Source organism: Nonomuraea sp. NPDC050478, from assembly GCF_044458265.1.
GTDB lineage: Bacteria > Actinomycetota > Actinomycetes > Streptosporangiales > Streptosporangiaceae > Nonomuraea > Nonomuraea ferruginea.
The window spans coordinates 467,101-486,429 of the sequence record NZ_JBITHT010000006.1 but is presented as its reverse complement, the minus strand read 5'-3'; the positions used below and the strand labels follow the sequence as shown (position 1 = coordinate 486,429).

The following is a 19,329-nucleotide window of genomic DNA, read 5'->3' as shown; positions in this document are numbered from 1 at the left end:
GTGGAGGACGTGGATGGACGGGCTGGCACGTGCGGCGATCGTCACCGACGTCACTGGACCAGTGGAGGTGCGCGAGTACGCCCTGCCGCGGCCCGGCCCGGGAGAGTTCGTGCTCCAGGTCGAGCTCTGCGGGATGTGCGGCACCGACGCGCACATCTACCGCGGCAGGCTGGCCAGCGTGCGCTTCCCCGCGCTGCTCGGGCACGAGATCGTCGGCCGGCTGGCCGCCCTCGGCGAAGGCGTCGAGGCGGACCACGCGGGCAGGCCGGTGGCCGTCGGCGACCAGGTCGGCGTCTTCCCGTCGCTGAGCTGCGGCCGGTGCTTCGAATGCCAGGTGCGGCACAGGCCGGCCAACTGCCCGGACCGCCGTCCCTCGTACGGGTTCGCCTCGCCCGCCGACCGTCCCCCGCACCTGACCGGCGGCTTCGCCACCCATCTGTACGCCTCGAACGCGGGCACGGTGTTCTACCGGACCGACCTGCCCGCCGAGGTCGCCGTGCTGCAGGAGCCCATGTCCGTGGCCCTGCACGGCGTGGAGCGCTCCGCGATCCGGATCGGCTCCACCGTCGTGGTCCAGGGCGTCGGCGCGATCGGTCTGATGGCCGTGGCCGCCGCCCGCGCCGCCGGCGCCGCCCGCGTGGTCGCCGTCGGCGGGCCCCGCGCCCGGCTGGACCTGGCCGCCGGACTGGGCGCCGACGCGGTGGTCGGCCTCGGCCAGAGCCCGGAGGAGCGCAGGCGGGCGGTCTTCGACGCGCTCGGACGCCAGGGAGCCGACGCCGTCATCGGCACGGCCGGCTCGCCCGAGTCGTTCGCCGAGGCGCTCGGCCTCGTCGCCGACGGCGGTGTGCTGGCCGAGCTCGGCAACTTCACCGACCGCGGCGCCATCCCCTTCAACCCCTACAGCGACCTGCTGAGGCGGGACATCACGATCGCCGGCGTGTACGGCGCCGGTCCCGACATGCAGCGCCGCTACCACCAGGCGCTGACGCTCCTGGAGCGCGGCGGCAGGCCGTACGAGCGCGTGGTGAGCCACCGCGTGCCGCTGGCCAGAGTCCGCGAGGCACTGGAAGCACTCGGCGGCGGCTACGCCCTCGACGGCAGGGACGTCGTGAAGCTCGCGATCGATCCGGTCGCCTGAACCCCCTTTCCCCCAAGGAGAAGTGTTGAGAAGCATTCGGCTCGTCGCGGCCACGGCCGTGCTCGGTCTGGCCGTCGCGGCCTGCGGTTCGTCGGCGGAGGAAGTCCCGGCCGACGGCGGCGGTCTCGGCACCGCGGAGAACCCGGTGTCGATCCGCGTCATCGCCAACGACGCGTTCGCCAAGCAGTGGCAGGACGGCCTCGTGCCCGAGTTCAACAAGAAGTACCCGAACATCAAGGTCACGATCGACGGCGTCCCGTACAACGACCAGCTCGCCAAGACGATGCTGGAGCTGACCGGCGCGAACGCCACCTACGACGCGGTGCTCGCCGATGACAACTGGCTGCCGCAGCTCGCCAAGACCGGCGCCCTGCACGACCTCAAGGGCACCGAGCTGGCGCAGTGGAACGATCCCGAGTACGACTGGGACGACATCCACCCGGCGCCGCTGGCGGCGGGGGAGTGGGAGGGCAAGCAGTACGCGGTGCCGGTCCGCTCCAACCTGCTGCTGATGTTCTACAACAAGACGCTCTACAAGAAGGCCGGGGTCGCCGAGCCGACCGCCGAGACCACCTGGGAGCAGTACTTCAAGGACGCCGAGAAGCTCGTCCAGGACACCGACGGCGACGGCGAGACCGACTCGTGGGCGGCGGCCACGTACTTCACCAAGGACCCGCTGACCCCCACGGTGTGGCAGACCGTGCTCGACTCCGACGGCGGTCAGCTGCTCGACGAGAACATGCGGGTCGCGTTCGACAACGAGGCGGGGGTCAAGGCCCTGCAGACGCAGGTGGACCTGCTCAAGTACGCGCCTCCCGGGGCGAGCACCTACCAGTTCAACGAGCCGCTGGAGGCGTTCCGCCAGGGCAAGGCGGCCACCATGTTCATGTGGGGCAGCGTCTTCAAGGGCACGGCCGTGGACAAGGAGACCACCACCCTGACCCCCGAGGAGGTCGGCATCACCACGCTGCCCGCCGGGACCGCCGCGCCGGGCGCGCACCGCGGCATCTGGACGGCGGGCATCTCCAAGAAGTCCCAGCACCCGGCCGCCGCCTGGACGTGGCTGCAGTGGGTCACCTCCAAGCAGGGCGAGCAGTTCACCGCCAAGGAGTTCGGCACGTTCCCCGCGCGGGTCTCCACGCTCGACGGAGAGCCGCCGGCCGACTGGGCCGAGCCGGTCTACAAGGCGCTCAAGGAGGGCTACGAGGTCGTCACCAAGGGCGAGATGTGGCGTCCGAGGCTGCCCGAGTCCGACGCCGTCCAGCAGATCCTGGCACTGCACACCAGCCAGGCCGTGTCCGGCCAGTCGACCGCACAGCAGGCGATCGAGGCGGCCGCCAGTGAGATCACGGCACTGCTGAAGTCCAAGGGCTACGGACAGTGAGACGCGTTCGCCTGGGAGAGCCGGGCACCGCCTGGCTCTTCCTGGCACCCGCTCTGATCCTGCTCGCGGGCATGCTGCTCTACCCGATCTTCTACACCCTCTGGGTGAGCGTGTCCGACTTCGACCTCGCCACCTTCCAGCCCGCCGGGTGGGTCGGCTGGCGCAACTACGAGGCCGTGCTGAACGACCCCGGTTTCCTGGAGTCGCTCCGGGTCACCGCGGTCTACCTGGTGATCGCGCTGCCGCTGCAGATGGTGCTCGGGTTCGCCATCGCGTTCCTGCTCAACGTCGCCTGGCGGGGGCGGGGCGTGCTGCGCGCGCTGTTCCTCATCCCGATGGTGGTGGCGCCGGTGGTCGCGGGCGGCGTCTGGCGGATGCTGCTCGACCCTCTCTGGGGCGTCGTCAACTACGCGCTCGGCCTGGTCGGGATCGGCCCGGTCGAGTGGATCGGCGACCCGACGCTGGCCATGGCGAGCCTGATCATCATCGACACGTGGCGCTGGACGCCGTTCGTGGTGCTCATCGCCGCGGCCGGGATCATGGCGCTGCCGGGTGACGTGTACGAGGCGGCCAAGTCCGACGGCGCGGGCCGGTGGGCCACGCTGCGGCACATCACGCTGCCGCTGCTGGTGCCGGTGATGGCCGCCGCGTTCGTGGTGCGCTGGCTGGGCGCGGTCAAGATGTTCGACATCGCGCTGGCCGCCACCAAGGGCGGGCCCGGCAACGCGACCAACGTGGTCAACCTCTACATCTACGAGAAGGGGTTCCGGAGCCTGGAGTTCGGCACGGCCTCCTCGATGGCCACGATCGTGCTGGTCCTGACGATGATCATCACCTATGTCCTGTTCAGCGTGACCCGGCGTCTGGAGAACCGATGGTGAGGAGGTACGCGGCCATCACCGGGGCGATCCTGGTCACGCTGCTCTTCCTGTTTCCCGTCCTCTACATGGTCAGCATCTCCTTCAAGCTGCCCAAGGACATCTTCACGGTGCCGCCGAGGTGGCTGAGCGAGTTCACGCTCGACAACTACGTCAGCTACTTCCACCAGGCGCGCATCATGCCCCGGATGGTCAACACGGTCATCGTGGCGGTGGGCGCGTCGGTCATCTCCATGATCGCCGGATCCATGGCGGGCTACGCGCTGTCGCGGATGCGCATGCGCGGTGCGGGCGTCGTGGGCGGGCTCATCCTGGCCTCCCGCGCGGTGCCACCGATCGCGCTGGTCGTGCCGCTGTTCCTGGTGGCCAGGAAGCTCGGGCTGACCGACCAGTACATCACGGTGATCCTCGCGTACGTGACCTTCCTCGTGCCGTACGTGGTCTGGCTGATGCGGGCGTTCTTCCGCGGCCTGCCGAAGGAACTGGAGGAGGCCGCGATGATCGACGGGTGCACCCGCTTCGGCGCGTTCTTCCGGATCATCGTGCCGACGAGCCTGACCGGGCTGGTCTCGACGTTGATCTTCTGCATCATCCTGGCCTGGGAGGAGCTGCTGTTCGCGCTCATCCTCACCAACGACAAGGCGGTCACCATCCCGGTGGCGATCGCCGGCATGGCGGCCGACACCGAGAAGGGCGGCATGTGGGGGCCGCTGGCCGCGGTCGGGGTGCTGACGGTGCTGCCCGTGGTGGTCTTCGCGCTGCTCGTGCAGAAGTACCTGATCAAGGGCCTCGCGGACGGCGCGACCAAGGGGTGATGGGCCGATGAAGATCACAGACGTGCGGGCCAGGGTCATCGAGCTGCCCTATCCGCGGCCTTTCGTGCCGTCGTGGGCTCCGGAGGGCGCCCACCGGGCGATGTCGGCGGTCATCGTCGAGGTCGAGACCGACGAGGGCATCGTCGGCGTGTCGGGCGGCGACATGGGGCACGGCACCGGTCCGATGCTGCTGGAGGCGATCCGCGGCTGGATCCGCCCGCAGCTCGTGGGCCTGGACGTGTTCGACACCACGCACGTCGCCAACCGGCTGCGGTACGTGGCCGAGTACGTCTTCCCCCGGCCCTGGGTCGTCGGCGTCGCGGTGTGGGACGCGGTGGGCAAGGCCTGCGGTCAGCCGCTGTACAAGCTGTGGGGCGGGCACTCGGGAGCGGTTCGCGCCTATGCGAGCTTTGGCGAGGTCCGCAGCCCGGAGCAGCGGGTGGAGGACAGTCTGAAGGTCGTCGAGGAGGGGTTCCGGGGCATCAAGCTGCGGGTCCACGCCGCGACGATCGCCGAGGACGTCGCCCAGGTGGCCGCCGTGCGCGAGGCCGTCGGACCGGACGTCGCGATCATGGTGGACGCCAACCAGGCCGCCGCCCGCTGGCGGTACGCGCCCGACGGCAGCCGGTTGATCTGGGACTACGACCGCGCCCTGACCACCGCCAGGGAGCTGGCCGATCTCGGCGTGGCCTGGCTGGAGGAGCCGATGCCCCGGCACGACTACCGCGCGCTGTGCGAGCTGACCGCGGCCGCGCCGATCCCGATCGCCGGCTGCGAGCACAACCGCGGCATCGGCCAGCTCGTGCGGATGCTGGAGGACGGGTGCTTCGACATCTTCCAGCCGGACGCCAACGAGAGCGAGGAGATCGGCGCGCTGCGCGACTTCGGCGCCATGGCCGCGGCCCGGCAGCGCAAGGTGATCCCGCACGCCTGGGCCACCGGCCTCGGCGTCGCGGGAAACTTGCAGCTCTGCGCGTCGCTGCCGAACTGCGACTGGCTGGAGTACCCGTACGACCCGCCGGTGATCGTCCCGGAGGTGTTCCACGCGATGCTGACGAAACCGCTGCTGCCGGACTCCTCCGGGCTCGTAGGCGTTCCGGAAGGACCGGGACTCGGTGTAGAGCTGGACCACGCGGCGATCGAGCCGCTCACTGTCCAGCGGGTCTGAAGGGCTCCCCCAACCATGGCCGAATCGCGTTCCCCCTTCCGCACCAAGGCGGATCTGGCAGCGGACCACATCAAGAATCTGATCATGTCAGGAGAGGCGCCACCCGGGATGAAGATCACCACCCGGATGGTCGCCGAGGCCGTGGGCATCAGCGAGACGCCGGTGCGCGAGGCCATCAAGCAGCTCTGCTCGGAGGAGTGGCTGGTCGAGCGCCCGCACGTCGGGGCCGTGGTGGCCGCGTACACCGTCGAGAACGTCCGCGAGCTCTACAGCGTGCGGGCCGCGCTGACCTCGCTGGCCCTGAAGCTGGACGGCCGGCCGCTGGCCGGCGACCGGCTGGCCGAGGTGGACGCGGTCCTCGCCGAGTGCGAGGTCGCCGTCGCGAAGCTGGACGTGGCCGCGTTCGCCCGGCTCAACCGGCGCTTCCACTCCCTGCTGTGCGACACCGAGAGCAGCAGGCTCACCCACCGCATGCTGCAGAGCCTGTGGGCCCGGACGGAGACCGCCCAGCGCGGCTTCCGCCTGGTGCCCTGGCGGCTGCCCGAATCGCACACCGAACACGTCGCCATCAGGAACGCCCTGGTGGCCGGCGACATCACCCTGGCCAGCGAGTTGCAGCACGCGCACGAGATGGCCGCCATGAAAGCGCTGATCGACGGATTGCGGGAGACAGATGGCTGACACGGGAAGGGCACTCATCGGGGCCGAGTGGCGGGAGGCGGACGGCACGTTCACCGTCTACGCGCCCGCCACCGGGCAGCCGCTGGGCGAGGTCGCCGACTGCGGCCCCGAGCTGACGGCGCGGGCGGTCGACGCCGCCGCCGAGGCGTTCCCGGCCTGGCGTGCCATGCCCGCGCACGAGCGGGCCGACCTCATGCGGGCCGCCGCACGGGAGCTGGCGGCCAGAGCGGAGACGATCGGCGCGATCATGACGGCCGAGCAGGGCAAGCCGCTCGCCGAGGCGACCGGCGAGGTGCTGTCGGGGGCCGACCACCTGCTGTGGGCGGCAGAGGAGACCCGCCGCCTCTACGGTGAGACCGTGCCGGGCGCGCACGCCGACAACCGCATCTGGCTGCTGCCCGAACCGGTGGGCGTGGTGGCGGGCATCACGCCGTGGAACTTCCCGGTCTCCATGATCACCCGCAAACTGGGCCCGGCGCTGGCCGCCGGCTGCACGGTGGTGCTCAAGCCGGCCGAGCTGACCCCGCTGTCGGCCATCGCGGTCGCCGAGGCGTTCGTCGCCGCCGGGCTGCCGGCCGGCGTGTTCAACCTGGTCACCACGTCCCGCCCGGCGGAGTTCGGCGCGGTCGTCATGGCCGACCCGCGGGTGCGCAAGGTGTCGTTCACCGGCTCCACGGAGGTCGGCAGGGAGCTGATCAGGCAGAGCGCCCAGGACGTGAAGCGGCTCAGCGTCGAGCTGGGCGGGCACGCGCCGGTGCTGGTCTTCCCCGACGCCGACCCGGTCGCCGCCGCCCGGGCCGTGGCCCGCAGCAAGTTCCTCAACGCCGGCCAGGCCTGCACCGCGCCCAACCGGATCTACGTGCACTCCTCGCTGGCCGCCGCCTTCACCGCCGAGCTGGTCCGCCGGGCCGAGGCGGCCGAGCTGGGGCCGCTCATCGACGAGCGGGCCGTGGCCAAGGTGACCAGGCACGTCGAGGACGCGCTGGCCCGCGGCGCCACGGCGCTGACCGGCGGCCGGGCCTCCGGCGGGCCGGGCACGTCCTACCCGGCCACGGTGCTGTCCGGGGTCACCGACGACATGCTGATCTGCCGCGAGGAGACCTTCGGGCCGGTCGCCCCGGTGCTGGAGTTCGACGACTGCGACACGGTCGTCGCCCGCGCGAACGCGACCCCGTACGGACTGACCGCTTATGTGTGGACGAACGACCTGAACAGGACCATCCGGATCGCGGAGGAGCTCCAGTTCGGGATGGTCACCGTGAACGGCGGCCCGCTGGCGCCGCCACAGGCGCCGTTCGGCGGGGTGAAGAGCAGCGGCTACGGCCGCGAGGGCGGCCACCACGGGGTGGCCGACTACCTGGAGTACAAGTACCTCAGCGTGGGGCTGGGGCGATGACGGAGAGCACGATGAAGACGAGCCCGCGCGCGGTCGCCGAGCGCGAGATCACCAGCAGGGTCGACCTGTGCCTGCCGAGCGGACGGCTCAACCCGGCCGCCGTCGGGTGGAGCCGCACCCCGCTGCACCGCGCCAACATCCGCGGCTGGGGCCGCACCATGCGCTGGGACTACTGGTGCGTGACCAGCCCGGAGCAGGTGTTCGCCTTCAGCGCGAGCAGCCTCGACTACCTGGCCGGCGAGGCGGCGTTCTTCCTGGACCGGCGCACCGGCGAGCAGGTGACGAGCAGGGGCCTGCTCGTGCCCGCCAGAGGCGTCTCGTTCTCCGCGCGCAGCGGCGAGGGCAGCGTGCGCATCGGCGCCGGTCCCGTCCGGATCAGCGTCGACGAGACCGCGGCCGGCACCCGGCTCCGGCTGAGGTCGGCCGAGCTGGACGCGGAGATCCTGGTGCACCGGGTTCCGGGCAGGGAGAGCCTGTCGCTTGTGGTGCCGTGGAGCGCCCGCCGCTTCCAGTACACGGTCAAGGACGTCGGCCGGCCCGCCGAGGGCACCGTCCGCGTCAACGGCAGGACGTACGAGTTCGCCACCGAGGACGCGCTGGCCACGCTCGACCTCGGCCGCGGCCGCTGGCCGGGGGAGGTCCTGTGGAACTGGGGCGCGGCCGCGGGCCGCCCCGGCGGCCGCGACGTGGCTATCCAGATCGGCGGCAAGTGGACCGACGGCACCGGCAGCGTGGAGAACGCGCTGATCCTCGACGGCCGCGTCCACAAGATCAGCGAGGAGCTGGTCTGGTACTACGACACGAGCGACTGGAACGCGCCCTGGCGGATCACCGGCGACCGGGTGGACCTGGAGTTCGTCCCCGAGCACGTACGCGAGGCCGACGTGCGGCGGGCGCTCTACATGCGCACCCGCGAGGCCCAGGCGTTCGGTCACTACCGGGGCACGGTCGTCGCGGACGACGGGGAGATCGTGGAGATCTCCGATCTGTACGGCTGGGCCGAAGAGGTCTACAGGCGCTGGTGAGGATGAGGATGGCAACGGTCATGGGACAGCGCGACGCCCTGCTGCACGAGGTGTCGGAGAACCTGCTCGACGTGCTGGTCGTCGGCGGTGGCGCGACCGGCGCCGGAGCCGCGCTGGACGCGGCCTCCCGAGGGCTCACCGTGGCCCTCGTCGAGGCCGGCGACCTGGCGTCGGGCACGTCGGGCAAGTCCAGCAGGCTGCTGCACGGCGGCGTGCGCTATCTGGAGCAGCTCAGGTTCGGGCTGGTGCGCGAGGCGCTGCACGAGCGCGGCCTCCTGCACGACCTGGCCCCGCACCTCGTGCGGCGGCTGTCCTTCCTGTATCCGCTCACCCACCGGATGTGGGAGCGCGGCTACGTGGGCGCCGGGCTCGCCCTCTACGACGGGCTCGCCGGGATCGGCGACCGGCACGGCTTCCGGCGGCACCGCCACCTCAGCCGGCGGGCGCTCCTGCGCGCCGCGCCGTCGCTGCGGCCCGACGCCGCGGTCGGCGCCCTCGCCTACGACGACGGTCAGGTGGACGACGCCCGGCTGGTGGTCACGCTGGCCCGCACCGCCGTGCGCGAGGGCGCCACCGTGCTCACCCGCGTGCGGGTCACCGGCCTCGCCACCCGGCCCGGCCACACGGTCGCCACCTGTGAGGACGTGCTCAGCGGCGAGCGGTTCGCGATCCGGGCGCGGCGCGTGGTGCTCGCCACCGGGCCGTGGTCGGAGCTCACCCAGCGGATGCTGGGCGTCTCCCCCGTACGGACGCGGGCCTCCAAGGGGGTGCACCTGGTGGTGCCCAAGTCGCGGCTGCCCATGTCGTCGGCGCTCATCGCGCGGACGGCGAGTTCGGTGCTGTTCGTGATCCCCGCGGGGGACGTGGTGCTCGTCGGGACCACGGACACGCCGTGGGAGATCGGGCCTGGGCCGGTGCTGCCGACCGGCTCCGACGTGCGCTACCTGCTCGACCAGGCCAACCGGTGGCTGCGCGAGCCGCTCACCGGTGACGACGTGGTCGGCGTGTACGCCGGGCTGCGGCCGCTGGTCGACGCCGGCTCCGGCGACACCCAGGCGGTGTCCCGCGAGCACGTGGTGCGGGAGGTGGCGCCCGGCTGCTTCGTCGTGGCGGGCGGGAAGCTGACCACGTACCGGGTGATGGCGCGCGACGCGGTCTCGGCCGCCGTCCGCGGGCTCGGCGCGCGCCGCTCCTCGACGGCCACCCTCCCGCTGGCCGGCGCCAGCGGCTTCGCCCAGGCCTGGGCCCGCCGCGACGCCGCCGCCGTCGCCGCCGGGGTGCCCGTCTCGGTGGTGGAGCGGCTGGCTCTGCGGTACGGATCCGACTACCGCGAGGTGCTCACCCTGGGCTCCGGCCCGCTCGGCGGCGGGACGCCGGGCTCCCTCCCGGGTGGACCGCTGGAGCCGCTCCCCGGGGCGCCGTCGCTGCTGGGCGCCGAGGTGCTGTTCATGGCGGCGCACGAGGGCGCGCTCGGCGTGGACGACGTGCTGCGCCGGCGCAGCCGGGCCGGGCTGGAGGCGCGCGACGGCGGCGCCGCCGCGGCCCCGCACGTCGCCGCGCTGCTCGCCACCGCGCTCGGCCGCGACGCCGCCTGGGAAGCCGACCAGGTCGGACGGTACGTCGCCGCCGCGCGCATGACCGAGGAGGCCCTCGCCGTCGACCACGACGCCGACCTCGTCCCCCTGCTGGCCCGCCTGCGGGAGGCCGCGTGACCTCGCGTGGCCGCGCCGGCCTTCTCGTCCTCGACCTGTCCCTGGAGGCCTCATGACCGTCCTCGCCGTGGACGCCGGGACCACCGGCGTCACCGCGCTCGTCGTCGACGACGAGGGGCGGGTGCTGGCCAGGGGGAGCCGCGAGTTCCCGCAGCACTTTCCCAGGCCGGGGGAGGTGGAGCACGATCCGGACGACATCTGGGCCGCCGTGCTGGACGCCTGCCGCCAGGCGGTGGACGCGGCGGCGGTCCCGGTGTCGTGCCTGGGGCTGACCAATCAGCGGGAGACCGTCGTCATCTGGGACCGCGACACGCTCCGCCCGGCCCGGCGCGCGATCGTCTGGCAGGACCGCCGCTCCGCCGCCGTCTGCGAGGAACTGCGCGAGTCCGGCGCCGAGGACCGGGTCCGGAAGGTCACCGGGCTCCGCCTGGACCCGTACTTCTCCGCCACGAAGCTCACCTGGCTGCGCCGCCACGACCCCGCCACCTGGGAGGGCGTCCGGTCCGGCAGGCTGGCGATCGGCACCGTCGACTCGTACCTGCTGGCCCGGCTCACCGGCGGACGGCTGCACGTCACCGACGTGTCCAACGCCTCCCGCACGCTGCTGCTCGACCTGGCCGCCGCCACCTGGTCCGCGGAGATGGCCGACCTGTTCGGGGTTCCGGCCGCCGCGCTGCCCGAGCTGGTGCCCTCCAGCGCGGTGCTCGGCGAGACGTCGCCGGAGGCCTTCCTCGGGCTACGCCTGCCCATCGCGGGCGTCGCGGGCGACCAGCAGGCCGCGCTCTTCGGGCAGGCCGGCTTCACCGCGGGCGCCTCCAAATGCACGTACGGGACGGGCAGCTTCCTCCTGGTCAACACCGGCGACCAGCCCGCGTCCCCGGACTCCGGGCTGCTCTCCACCGTCGCCTGGCGGCTCGGCGACGGGCCCGTCCAGTACGCGTTGGAAGGGTCGGTGTTCGTCACCGGGGCCGCCGTGCAGTGGCTGCGCGACGGGCTGGGGCTGCTCGGCGCCACGGCCGACAGCGAACGGCTGGCCGCCTCGGTGCCCGACTCCGGCGGCGCCGTCTTCGTACCGGCGCTCACCGGCCTCGGCACCCCGCACTGGGACCCGTACGCCAGGGGAGCGCTCCTCGGTGTCAGCCGCGGCACCACCGCCGCGCACGTCGCCCGCGCGGTGCTGGACGGGATCGCGTTCCAGATCCGCGACGTGGTGGACGCCTCCGGGGTGGACATCACCCGGCTGGCCGTCGACGGCGGCGCCGCGGCCAACGACCTGCTCTGCCAGATCCAGGCCGACCGGCTCGGCCGGCCCGTCGTCCGGCCGGCCGGGACCGAGACGACCGGGCTCGGTGCCGCCTTCCTCGCCGGTCTGGCCACCGGGGTGTGGGCCGGCCCGGACGAGCTCGCCCGGGCCTGGCGGGTGGCCCGCGAGTTCACCCCCCGGCCGTCGCCGGAGTCCGAGCTCCGGCGCTGGCGCAGGGCGGTCGCCCTCGTACGCGACTTCGGCTCAGCCGCCTGACGCGGTGCGGGCGCCCGCGCTCGCCTAGCGGCTGACTCCGTCGGTGGTGCGGTCGAGGAGCGCCAGGTCGGCGCGGCGGGGGAGGCTCTCCCAGTCGCCCTGGGAGGTGACCGCGAACGCCCCCGCGGCGCAGGCGGTGCGCAGCCGGTGCTCGGGCTCGGCGCCCTCCAGCCAGTCGGCCAGCCATCCGGCGGCGAACGCGTCGCCCGCGCCCACCGGGTCCACCTCGGTGACCTGGTAGGCGGGCGCCCGGTACGCGACGCCGTCGGACAGTTCGACAGCCCCCCGCGAGCCCAGCTTGACCAGCACGTGGCGCGGGCCCAGCGCGGCCAGCGCCTCCGCCACCGCGACCGGCCCCTCCGGGACGGCTCCTTCCGCGTCCTCGTGCGGCGGGGTCGCGAAGGTGTCCGGGAGGAGCAGTCGGGCCTCTTCCTCCGTGGCGAACAGCATGTCCACCTGGCCGATCACCTCGCGCAGCCAGGCGCCCGCCTCCGCCGGGGACCACAGGGCCTTGCGGTAGTTGACGTCCAGGGACACCGGGACTCCCGCGCTCCGCGCCACCTCGACGGCGTGCCGTACGGTCGCGCGGGCGGACTCCGACAGGGCCGGGGTGATCGCGGTGACGTGCAGCACGCGCGCGCCCCTGATCAGGTCCGGGTCCAGGTCCTCCGGACGGATGCGCGAGCCGGCGCTGCCCGCGCGGTAGTAGCGGACGTCGATGTGGTCGGCCGTGCGGCGGCCCTTGATCATCAGGCCCGTCGGCGCCTCCAGGTCGGGGACGGCACGCACGTCCACGCCCTCGCCCGCGAGGGCCGAGCGGATCAGGTCGCCGAAGTCGTCGGCGCCCACCCGGCCCGCCCAGCAGGCCGTGCGGCCCAGCCGGGCGACGCCGATCGCCACGTTGGACTCGGCGCCGCCGAGCCCCAGGTCGAAGTCGCGGGCGAAGCGCAGCGGGCCGGTGCGGCGGGCCGCGAACAGGGCCATCGTCTCGCCGAAGGTCACCAGGTCTGTCATCGGATTGAGTTCGGGCACGCATGAAAACCTATTTCGGCGCGCGCCCGTATGCCAATCGTCGGGATCTGAGGGGGCGACCCGTCAGCGGCGGCTCGGTGGTGGTTCCGGTGCGGGGACGGGGAGAAGAGGGGCGACTCCGGAGGTGGCGTCGCCGAGCCATTCGAGCGTGCGGCGGGCGTCCTTGACGACGGTGGCCACGCTGACGGCCAGGGCGACGGCGGCGACCAGCGCCAGCGCGGGCGACAGGAGCCCGAGCCGTCTGGGCCGGGACGACGGCAGGCAGGCCAGCGCCCACGAGCGGGTCTCCTCGCGCGGCCGGTCGAGCCAGCCGCGCAGGCGCGGCCAGGCGTGGAAGAGCGCGGCGGTGGCGGGCACGAGGCGGTCGCCGGTGACGGCCACCAGGGTGCCGGCGTCGGTGCGGGCGGGCGGGACGGCGACGCTGGGCCGGACCAGCAGCCCCGACTCCAGCAGCCGGGACAGGACGGGCTCGTCGAGCGCGGGAGCGGCGGCCGGTGGCGTGCCGGGGGCCAGCTCGACCAGGAGGTCCCTCAGCCGGTCCCGCTCGACGGCGGTCAAGGACGCGTACAGCTCCTCGGCCACCTCGCCCAGCGCGGGCGGCCCCGGCAGGGACGGCACCCGGGCCGACGTCGGGAGCGGCAGGGCGTCGGCTGAGGGCCGGGACGACGGGTCCTTGGACAGGGCGCGCGCCACCCGGTCGCGCAGCCGCGGCGGGAGCGCCGTCAGGTCGGGGTCGCAGGACAGCAGCCGGTGCATGACCTCGCCCATGGAGCCGCCGCGGAACGGGTCGTCGCCCGTGGCCGCGAACAGCACCAGCGCGCCCCAGGCGAACACGTCGCCCGCCGCGCCGCCCGGCTGCCCCGTGACGACCTCGGGGGCGAGGTAGGTGCGGGTGCCGCCGATCGAGCCGGGCACGCCGGGGCAGATCACCTTCGGGCCGTCGCCGGTGAGCAGCACCTTGCCCGGCCGCAGGTCGCCGTGGGCGAGCCCGGCGCCGTGGAGACAGGCGAGCGCGGACGCCACCGCCGTGGCCAGCGCGACCAGCTCCTCACCCGCGTACGGGCCGTGCAGGGAGATCGCCTCCCGCAGGGACGGCCCGCTCGCGAACTCGCTCACCACGTAGGCGGGCGTGCCGCCGGACCGGACTTCGAGGACGCTCGCGAGATGCGGGTGGGTCACCGGCCGGACGCGGGGGAGGGGACCGCGCGGCACCCTGACCGCGAACCTGCGCCCCTCGTCGTCGTAGGCGTCGTAGACCACGCCGTGGCGGCCCGCGCCGAGCCGCCCCGCCAGCCAGTAGCCGCCGAGCCTCTCGGGATCACCAGGCACCGAGCGCATCATCGAAAGGCTTAGACGCACCACGACGAGAATTTGTTGCGCAGGGCTCCCAGAACGCCACAGGCCCCCCGCGCGCCTCGGGGAGCCCGTGGGTAAAGATCATTATTACAGCAATCCGGATCTTGCTTGCCAATCGGGCCGCAGCACGGACATGACGAGGGAGTCGTACCACTCGCCGTCCCAGCGCAGCGCGTCGCGGAGCCGGCCCTCCTCCACGAAGCCGAGCTTCTCGTAGACGTGGCGGGCCCGGTCGTTGAACGCGAACACCTCCAGGCCCACCCGGTGCAGCGGCGTGGTGCGGAAGGCGTGGCCGAGGGCGAGCGTGATGGCCTCGGTGCCGTAGCCCCTGCCGAAGGCCCGGTCGCCGATGAGCGCGATGCGCAGGTTGCACGACAGGTTGGGCTCGTCGAGTTCGTTGAGCACGACCTCGCCCACGTAGTCGCCGCCGGCCTCGATGGCCAGGTCGAGGCGATCCGCCTGGCCGGCCCGCGTGGCGCACCAGCGCCGGCACGCCTCCAGCTCGAAGGCGGCGTGGGAGCCGGTCAGCCGCCGCACCTCGGGATCGGAGACCAGCGCGAACAGGCCGTCGGCGTGCTCGGCCCCCACCGGCCGCAGCGTCACCCGCTCGCCGGTCAGCACGGGTTTGTCGGAGAACATCGCCCCTGGTTATCAGTCCCGGCCGGGCGCGGGCAAACCCGAATCGCGCAGCACGGCCGCCAGCACCTCCTCCGGTTTGAGCACGCCCACGTCGTACTTCAGGTCCGCAACTTCACGGAAGTACGGCTCGCGCCGGGCGCGCAGGGCGGCCGGGGCGAATTCGGGCCGGTGGTCGCTGGTGCGCATCCGCTGGGTGAGCACCTCGTCGTCGGCGTCCAGCCAGATCACCGTGGCGGCGCGCATCGCCTCGCGGGCCCGCTCGTCGTCGAGCGTGCTGGCCGCCGCGGCGATCACCTTGGGCTCGCCGGCGAGCTCCTCGATCAGGTGCTCGGCCTCCCGCTCGTGCAGCACGTCGGCTCCCTCGCGGGCGGCGATCTCCGCGGACGGGCCTCCGTATCTCGACCGCAGAAAGGAGTCGCTGTCGCTGAACGGAAGGCCGAGAGCCTCGGCGACGAGGCGACCTGTCGTGCTCTTACCGCTGCCCATCAGCCCGATTAACACGATTGGTTTGTTTTTCTTCATGTGGATAGAGGTTCCTCGTGTCAAGGAGGTAAATCAAATGACCATCGCCGGAAGCATCATCCTCATCATGCTCGGTGCGATCCTCACGTGGGCCGTCGAATTCGATCTCGCCGGTGTGGACATCAACGTCGTCGGCGTGATCATCATGCTCGGCGGACTGGTCGGATTGCTGTTCGCCCTCTACCGGATCAACGTCACGCGCAGGGCGGTCGGCCCGATCGAGGAGCCGGTCCACCGGCACGAGATCTACGAGGAGCCCGAGGCGCGCAGGACGACCGTGTACGAGGAGCGTCGACACTACGACGAGCCGCCGCTCTAGGAGGTGAGCCGGACATGCCGGCCAGAGAGGAACTCCCGTCCACCATCCGCCGCTCCCCGAAGAAGGCGCAGGACACGTGGATGAAGGCGCACGACTCGGCCGTCGAGACGTACGGCGAGGGCAGGCGCGCCCACATGACGGCCTTCGCCGCGCTGAAGCACTCCTTCGAGAAGGTGGGAGACCACTGGGAGCCCAAGTCGAAGAAGGGGCCGTCGGACAAGGGCGCGACGGACCGTTCTGGACGCACGGCCGAGGGCGTCGACGCCAACGCCAGCAAGGAGCACCTGCGCGGCGTGGCCGCCGACCTGGACATCAGCGGCCGTTCGAAGATGAGCAAGCAGGAGCTCGTGGACGCCATCAAGAAGGCGAACAGGAAAGCGACCGCGAAGGCCCGCGGCTGATCCGCGCTCGCCGCGGCGGTACGGGCCGGCCGCCGGAGAAGGCGGCCGGCCCGTACGTGTCGTGATGCCGGTCACCGGGAGACGGCGGCCGGCCGGTGCTCACACCAGTCTGTTGACCGCCGCGACGATGGCGTGGCGGTCGATGCGCGCGTCGGCGAGCTGCTCCCCGGGCGTGGCCGAGCCGGGCATGCCGTGCACGGCCAGCTTCACCACCCGCGGCCCCAGCTCGGACACCGCGTCCAGCACGGCGTCGCCCAGGCCGCCCTCCGGCCGGTGGTCCTCCACCGTGATGAGGTTGCCGGTCGTGGTCGCCGCCTCGACCAGCACCGCCGTGTCGATCGGCTTGATCGAGTACATGTCCACCACGCCGACCTGGACGCCCTCGGCGGCCAGCGTCTCGGCGGCGGCCAGCGCCTCGTGCACGGTGATCCCTGCGGCCACGATCGTGGCCCGGTCCGACGGCGAACGGCGCAGCACGCACGAGCCGCCGATGGGGAAACGCTCGCCCTGCTGGTGGATGACCGGCGTCGCGCCGCGCGTGGTGCGCAGGTAGGACACCCCGGTCAGGTCCGCCATCTCCACGGTCAGGGCCGCGGCCTGGTTGGCGTCGCACGGGTAGAGCACGGTGCTGTCGTACACGGCCCGCATCATGGCCAGGTCCTCCAGCCCCATCTGCGACGGGCCGTCCTCGCCGATCGACACCCCGGCGTGCGAGCCGACCAGCCGGATCGGCGACCGGCTCACGCCCGCCATCCGGATGAAGTCGTACGCCCTGGTGAGGAAGGCGGCGAAGGTGGCCGCGTACGGGACCCAGCCGCGCACCGCCAGGCCCATGGCGGCGGCGACGAGCTGCTGCTCGGCGATGTACATCTCGAAGAACCGCTCGGGGAACGCCCGGCCGAACTCCTCGGTCTTGGTCGAGTCGGCCACCTCGCCGTCGAGCGCCACCACGTCGCCGCGGGCGGCGCCCAGCGCGGCCAGGGCCTCCCCGAACGCGCTCCTGGTCGCCACCTGGTCGCCGACCTTGTACTCGGGCAGCACCAGCTCGCCGCCCTCGAACCGGTACGGCTCGCCCGCGCGGTCCGGAGACCGGACCTCCACCCGCAGGTCGCGTTCGCCGCCGAGCTCCGCGACGGCGGGCTCCGGCTCCTTCAGCGGCTTGCCGTGCGCGCCCTCGCGGTCGGCCACCGCCCGCACGCCCTCGCCCTTGCGGGTCCTGGCCAGGATGGCGGTGGGCCGCCCGCGGACGCCGTGCGCCTCCTGGAACGCGTCGTCGATCGCGCCGGGGTCGTGCCCGTCGACCTCGATCGTGTGCCAGCCGAAGGCGCCGAACCTGCGCGCGTACGCCCCGGTGTCCCAGCCGTGGCGGGTGGGGCCGCGCTGGCCCAGGCGGTTGACGTCCACGACCAGGGTCAGGTTGTCCAGTCCCGTGTCGCCGGCCTGCTCGGCCGCCTCCCAGATGGAGCCTTCGGCCAGCTCGCTGTCGCCGCACAACACCCACACGCGGTACGGCATGCGCTCCAGCCGGCCGGCCATCGCCACGCCGACCCCGACAGGCAGCCCCTGACCGAGCGAGCCGGTGGCGACGTCGACCCAGGGCAGCCTGGGCGTCGGATGGCCCTCCATCCGGCTGCCGCGCTTCCTGAACCTGAGCAGTTCCCTGTCGGTGACCGCGCCGGCCGCCTTGAACAGTGAGTACAGCAGGGGCGACGCGTGGCCCTTGGAGAAGATGAGGTGGTCGTTCGCCGGGTTGCCCGGGTCCTCGAAGTCGTAACGCAGATGGTGGGCGAAGAGCACCGCCATCAGATCGGCGGCGGACATCGACGACGTGGGGTGGCCGGACCCCGCCTCGGCGGAGGCTCTCACCGAGTCGACGCGGAGCTGCGCGGCCAGCTCGCCGAGAAACCGCAGATCTCGTTCAGCCATGATTCCCTCCGATCGTTTCCGGGCGCCTACCCGTGGGGGATCGGGCGAATCGTGCTGCGATTCCCGGCCGGGCCGCTTGTTCCGGCCCATCCGGAACGGCCGAGAAGGGACCGCTCAGCGGGATTTCCGCATCAGGGCCGCCGCGCCCGCCGCCGCCGCGGCCGCCAGGGTGAGCATGACCGACCGGCGGTGCTGGGAGAGCCAGAGCTGCGGGCTGCGGTGGTGGCCGCGGTCGTCGAAGCCGCCGTGCGCGCCGTGGTCCTGATGCTCGTCGGCCGGCTCCCACAGGTTCGCGGCGCCGCTCGTGGGCTGCCCGTCGGTCTGCTGCGCCTGGACGCCGGTCCTGGCCAGGTAGCGGTCCACCAGCGCGGGGGCGGCGCGCTGGGCCAGGAGGGCGGCCGCGGTGGTGCCGCCGACCCAGTACTCCTTGCGTTCCGGGTGCGCGGCCGCGTACACGACGCCCCGGGCGGCCACCTCGGGCTGGTAGATCGGGGGCACCGGCTGGGGATGGCGGCGCAGCTTGGACAGCACCCAGTCGAACTGCGGCGTGTTCACCGCCGGGAGCTGGACCATCGTGACCCGGACATCGCTCCCTTCCGCGAGCAGCTCGGTGCGCAGGGACTCGGTGAAGCCCCTGATGGCGTGCTTGGCGCCGCAGTACGCCGACTGCAGGGGGACGGCCCGGTGCGCCAGGGCCGAACCCGTCTGCACGATCGTGCCCCGGTTCCGGGGGCGCATCAGGTCCAGGGCGACCTTGGTGCCCCAGACGTAGCCCAGGTAGGTGACCGCGGTCGCGCGCTCGTACTCCTCGGGGGAGATGTCGGCGAACCGGGCGAACACCGAGGAGAACGCCGAGTTGATCCATACGTCGATGGGGCCCAGCTCGGCCTCGATCCGCTCGGCGGCCTTCCTGACCTGCTCGTAGTCGGCGACGTCCGCCTCGTAGACCTGGCCGACGCCGCCGGCCGCGCCGACGTCGACCGCCGCCGCGCCGAGGCCCGTGGTGCCCCGGGCGATGAGCGCCACCTTGGCGCCCTTCGCGCCGAGCTCGCGCACCACCGCCCTGCCTACCCCGCCGCTCGCGCCCGTGACGACGACCACCCTGTCCTGGAGGATGTGGGGAGCCATGGGCGAGTCAGCCGATCTCTCCGACGTCACTGTCCTTCTGCTTGCGTACGGCCCGCCAGATGTTGATCACCGTGAGAATCGCCAGGACGATGGTGATCCCGGTCATGACCCAGGCCTTCGCGATGAGGCTGAGCACGCACATCGCGAACAGGAACACCAGGATGAACGAGCCCACCCTGATGTGGACCACGTCCCGCGGCGTGGCGGGGACCATCGCATGGCCCTTCTTGTCCCTTGTCTCGACCCAATCCTTGTTGTCGCTCATGTAGCTGCACCTGCCCGAGCCGTTT

19 protein-coding genes are annotated in these 19,329 nt (G+C 72.7%); 12 read left to right on the top strand and 7 right to left on the bottom strand.

From position 1 onward, the window contains the following. Window positions 1-13 precede the first annotated feature (13 nt). Genes ACIBF7_RS31385 through ACIBF7_RS31340 form a run of 10 tightly spaced genes read left to right on the top strand, consistent with a single transcriptional unit; the run spans window position 14 to window position 11,716 of the window. Window positions 14-1,138, top strand: coding sequence for a zinc-binding dehydrogenase (locus ACIBF7_RS31385; RefSeq protein WP_222708825.1), 1,125 nt, complete (start codon window positions 14-16; stop codon window positions 1,136-1,138). Window positions 1,139-1,160: 22 nt separating this feature from the next. Continuing rightward, the gene (locus ACIBF7_RS31380) at window positions 1,161-2,522 is read left to right on the top strand and encodes an ABC transporter substrate-binding protein (RefSeq protein WP_148029567.1); all 1,362 of its coding nucleotides are present in this window, start codon (window positions 1,161-1,163) and stop codon (window positions 2,520-2,522) included. Further along, window positions 2,519-3,403, top strand: a complete 885-nt coding sequence (locus ACIBF7_RS31375; RefSeq protein WP_397198769.1) for a carbohydrate ABC transporter permease — start codon at window positions 2,519-2,521, stop codon at window positions 3,401-3,403. Before ACIBF7_RS31380 ends, ACIBF7_RS31375 begins: the two co-directional genes overlap by 4 nt. Continuing rightward, window positions 3,397-4,215: a carbohydrate ABC transporter permease gene (locus tag ACIBF7_RS31370; protein WP_397198768.1), complete on the top strand. Its 819-nt coding sequence runs from the start codon at window positions 3,397-3,399 to the stop codon at window positions 4,213-4,215. The genes ACIBF7_RS31375 and ACIBF7_RS31370 overlap by 7 nt, the downstream gene beginning before the upstream one ends. A 7-nt stretch (window positions 4,216-4,222) precedes the next feature. Next, window positions 4,223-5,383 carry a mandelate racemase/muconate lactonizing enzyme family protein gene (locus ACIBF7_RS31365; protein ID WP_364231130.1) on the top strand — a complete coding sequence of 387 codons (1,161 nt, stop codon included), beginning with the start codon at window positions 4,223-4,225 and terminating at the stop codon, window positions 5,381-5,383. 15 nt (window positions 5,384-5,398) lie between these two features. Beyond that, a complete protein-coding gene (locus ACIBF7_RS31360; protein WP_148029570.1) occupies window positions 5,399-6,064 on the top strand; it encodes a GntR family transcriptional regulator in 666 nt (221 codons plus the stop codon). After that, window positions 6,057-7,460 carry an NAD-dependent succinate-semialdehyde dehydrogenase gene (locus ACIBF7_RS31355; RefSeq protein ID WP_364231134.1) on the top strand — a complete coding sequence of 468 codons (1,404 nt, stop codon included), beginning with the start codon at window positions 6,057-6,059 and terminating at the stop codon, window positions 7,458-7,460. The genes ACIBF7_RS31360 and ACIBF7_RS31355 overlap by 8 nt, the downstream gene beginning before the upstream one ends. A gap of 11 nt (window positions 7,461-7,471) precedes the next feature. Further along, complete coding sequence (locus ACIBF7_RS31350; RefSeq protein ID WP_148029572.1) at window positions 7,472-8,485, top strand: DUF2804 domain-containing protein; 1,014 nt, start codon at window positions 7,472-7,474, stop codon at window positions 8,483-8,485. Window positions 8,486-8,505: 20 nt separating this feature from the next. Then, window positions 8,506-10,197, top strand: coding sequence for a glycerol-3-phosphate dehydrogenase/oxidase (locus tag ACIBF7_RS31345; protein WP_364231138.1), 1,692 nt, complete (start codon window positions 8,506-8,508; stop codon window positions 10,195-10,197). Window positions 10,198-10,249: 52 nt separating this feature from the next. Then, on the top strand, window positions 10,250-11,716 hold the full coding sequence (locus ACIBF7_RS31340) for a glycerol kinase (RefSeq protein ID WP_364231140.1): 1,467 nt from the start codon (window positions 10,250-10,252) through the stop codon (window positions 11,714-11,716). 24 nt (window positions 11,717-11,740) lie between these two features. Here the strand turns inward: ACIBF7_RS31340 and ACIBF7_RS31335 are convergent, their stop codons facing one another. The 4 genes from ACIBF7_RS31335 to ACIBF7_RS31320 form a co-directional block, all read right to left on the bottom strand. Continuing rightward, window positions 11,741-12,748: a sugar kinase gene (locus tag ACIBF7_RS31335; RefSeq protein WP_364231142.1), complete on the bottom strand. Its 1,008-nt coding sequence runs from the start codon at window positions 12,746-12,748 to the stop codon at window positions 11,741-11,743. A 63-nt stretch (window positions 12,749-12,811) separates the two neighbouring features. Continuing rightward, a complete protein-coding gene (locus tag ACIBF7_RS31330; RefSeq protein WP_364231144.1) occupies window positions 12,812-14,077 on the bottom strand; it encodes a serine/threonine-protein kinase in 1,266 nt (421 codons plus the stop codon). Between the two features lie 114 nt (window positions 14,078-14,191). Next, window positions 14,192-14,743 carry a GNAT family protein gene (locus ACIBF7_RS31325; RefSeq protein WP_364231146.1) on the bottom strand — a complete coding sequence of 184 codons (552 nt, stop codon included), beginning with the start codon at window positions 14,741-14,743 and terminating at the stop codon, window positions 14,192-14,194. A gap of 12 nt (window positions 14,744-14,755) precedes the next feature. Further along, window positions 14,756-15,265: a shikimate kinase gene (locus tag ACIBF7_RS31320; protein ID WP_261808340.1), complete on the bottom strand. Its 510-nt coding sequence runs from the start codon at window positions 15,263-15,265 to the stop codon at window positions 14,756-14,758. Window positions 15,266-15,302: 37 nt separating this feature from the next. Between ACIBF7_RS31320 and ACIBF7_RS31315 the strand changes: the two genes are divergently transcribed. Both ACIBF7_RS31315 and ACIBF7_RS31310 read left to right on the top strand, forming a co-directional pair. After that, a complete protein-coding gene (locus ACIBF7_RS31315) occupies window positions 15,303-15,584 on the top strand; it encodes a DUF6458 family protein (protein WP_148029578.1) in 282 nt (93 codons plus the stop codon). 14 nt (window positions 15,585-15,598) lie between these two features. Next, window positions 15,599-15,985 (top strand): ChaB family protein, encoded by a 387-nt coding sequence (locus tag ACIBF7_RS31310; protein WP_148029579.1) that lies wholly within the window; start codon window positions 15,599-15,601, stop codon window positions 15,983-15,985. A 99-nt stretch (window positions 15,986-16,084) separates the two neighbouring features. Here ACIBF7_RS31310 and ACIBF7_RS31305 read toward each other — a convergent pair whose 3' ends face one another. The 3 genes from ACIBF7_RS31305 to ACIBF7_RS31295 all read right to left on the bottom strand — a co-directional run bounded on the left by ACIBF7_RS31305 (window position 16,085) and on the right by ACIBF7_RS31295 (window position 19,304). Beyond that, window positions 16,085-17,911, bottom strand: coding sequence for a transketolase (locus tag ACIBF7_RS31305; RefSeq protein ID WP_271275392.1), 1,827 nt, complete (start codon window positions 17,909-17,911; stop codon window positions 16,085-16,087). Window positions 17,912-18,025: 114 nt separating this feature from the next. Beyond that, on the bottom strand, window positions 18,026-19,039 hold the full coding sequence (locus ACIBF7_RS31300; RefSeq protein ID WP_397198767.1) for an SDR family oxidoreductase: 1,014 nt from the start codon (window positions 19,037-19,039) through the stop codon (window positions 18,026-18,028). Between the two features lie 7 nt (window positions 19,040-19,046). Further along, on the bottom strand, window positions 19,047-19,304 hold the full coding sequence (locus tag ACIBF7_RS31295) for a hypothetical protein (protein ID WP_271275390.1): 258 nt from the start codon (window positions 19,302-19,304) through the stop codon (window positions 19,047-19,049). Between the last annotated feature and the right edge of the window lie 25 nt (window positions 19,305-19,329).

What these genes read in the sequence shown, in the direction of transcription:
- ACIBF7_RS31385 (WP_222708825.1), top strand. Translation starts at nt 14, where the DNA reads ATGGACGGGCTGGCACGTGCGGCGATCGTCACCGACGTCACTGGACCA.
- ACIBF7_RS31370 (WP_397198768.1), top strand. Translation starts at nt 3,397, where the DNA reads ATGGTGAGGAGGTACGCGGCCATCACCGGGGCGATCCTGGTCACGCTG.
- ACIBF7_RS31365 (WP_364231130.1), top strand. Translation starts at nt 4,223, where the DNA reads ATGAAGATCACAGACGTGCGGGCCAGGGTCATCGAGCTGCCCTATCCG.
- ACIBF7_RS31360 (WP_148029570.1), top strand. Translation starts at nt 5,399, where the DNA reads ATGGCCGAATCGCGTTCCCCCTTCCGCACCAAGGCGGATCTGGCAGCG.
- ACIBF7_RS31355 (WP_364231134.1), top strand. Translation starts at nt 6,057, where the DNA reads ATGGCTGACACGGGAAGGGCACTCATCGGGGCCGAGTGGCGGGAGGCG.
- ACIBF7_RS31350 (WP_148029572.1), top strand. Translation starts at nt 7,472, where the DNA reads ATGAAGACGAGCCCGCGCGCGGTCGCCGAGCGCGAGATCACCAGCAGG.
- ACIBF7_RS31345 (WP_364231138.1), top strand. Translation starts at nt 8,506, where the DNA reads ATGGGACAGCGCGACGCCCTGCTGCACGAGGTGTCGGAGAACCTGCTC.
- ACIBF7_RS31340 (WP_364231140.1), top strand. Translation starts at nt 10,250, where the DNA reads ATGACCGTCCTCGCCGTGGACGCCGGGACCACCGGCGTCACCGCGCTC.
- ACIBF7_RS31325 (WP_364231146.1), bottom strand. Translation starts at nt 14,743, where the DNA reads ATGTTCTCCGACAAACCCGTGCTGACCGGCGAGCGGGTGACGCTGCGG.
- ACIBF7_RS31320 (WP_261808340.1), bottom strand. Translation starts at nt 15,265, where the DNA reads ATGAAGAAAAACAAACCAATCGTGTTAATCGGGCTGATGGGCAGCGGT.
- ACIBF7_RS31315 (WP_148029578.1), top strand. Translation starts at nt 15,303, where the DNA reads ATGACCATCGCCGGAAGCATCATCCTCATCATGCTCGGTGCGATCCTC.
- ACIBF7_RS31310 (WP_148029579.1), top strand. Translation starts at nt 15,599, where the DNA reads ATGCCGGCCAGAGAGGAACTCCCGTCCACCATCCGCCGCTCCCCGAAG.
- ACIBF7_RS31305 (WP_271275392.1), bottom strand. Translation starts at nt 17,911, where the DNA reads ATGGCTGAACGAGATCTGCGGTTTCTCGGCGAGCTGGCCGCGCAGCTC.
- ACIBF7_RS31300 (WP_397198767.1), bottom strand. Translation starts at nt 19,039, where the DNA reads ATGGCTCCCCACATCCTCCAGGACAGGGTGGTCGTCGTCACGGGCGCG.
- ACIBF7_RS31295 (WP_271275390.1), bottom strand. Translation starts at nt 19,304, where the DNA reads ATGAGCGACAACAAGGATTGGGTCGAGACAAGGGACAAGAAGGGCCAT.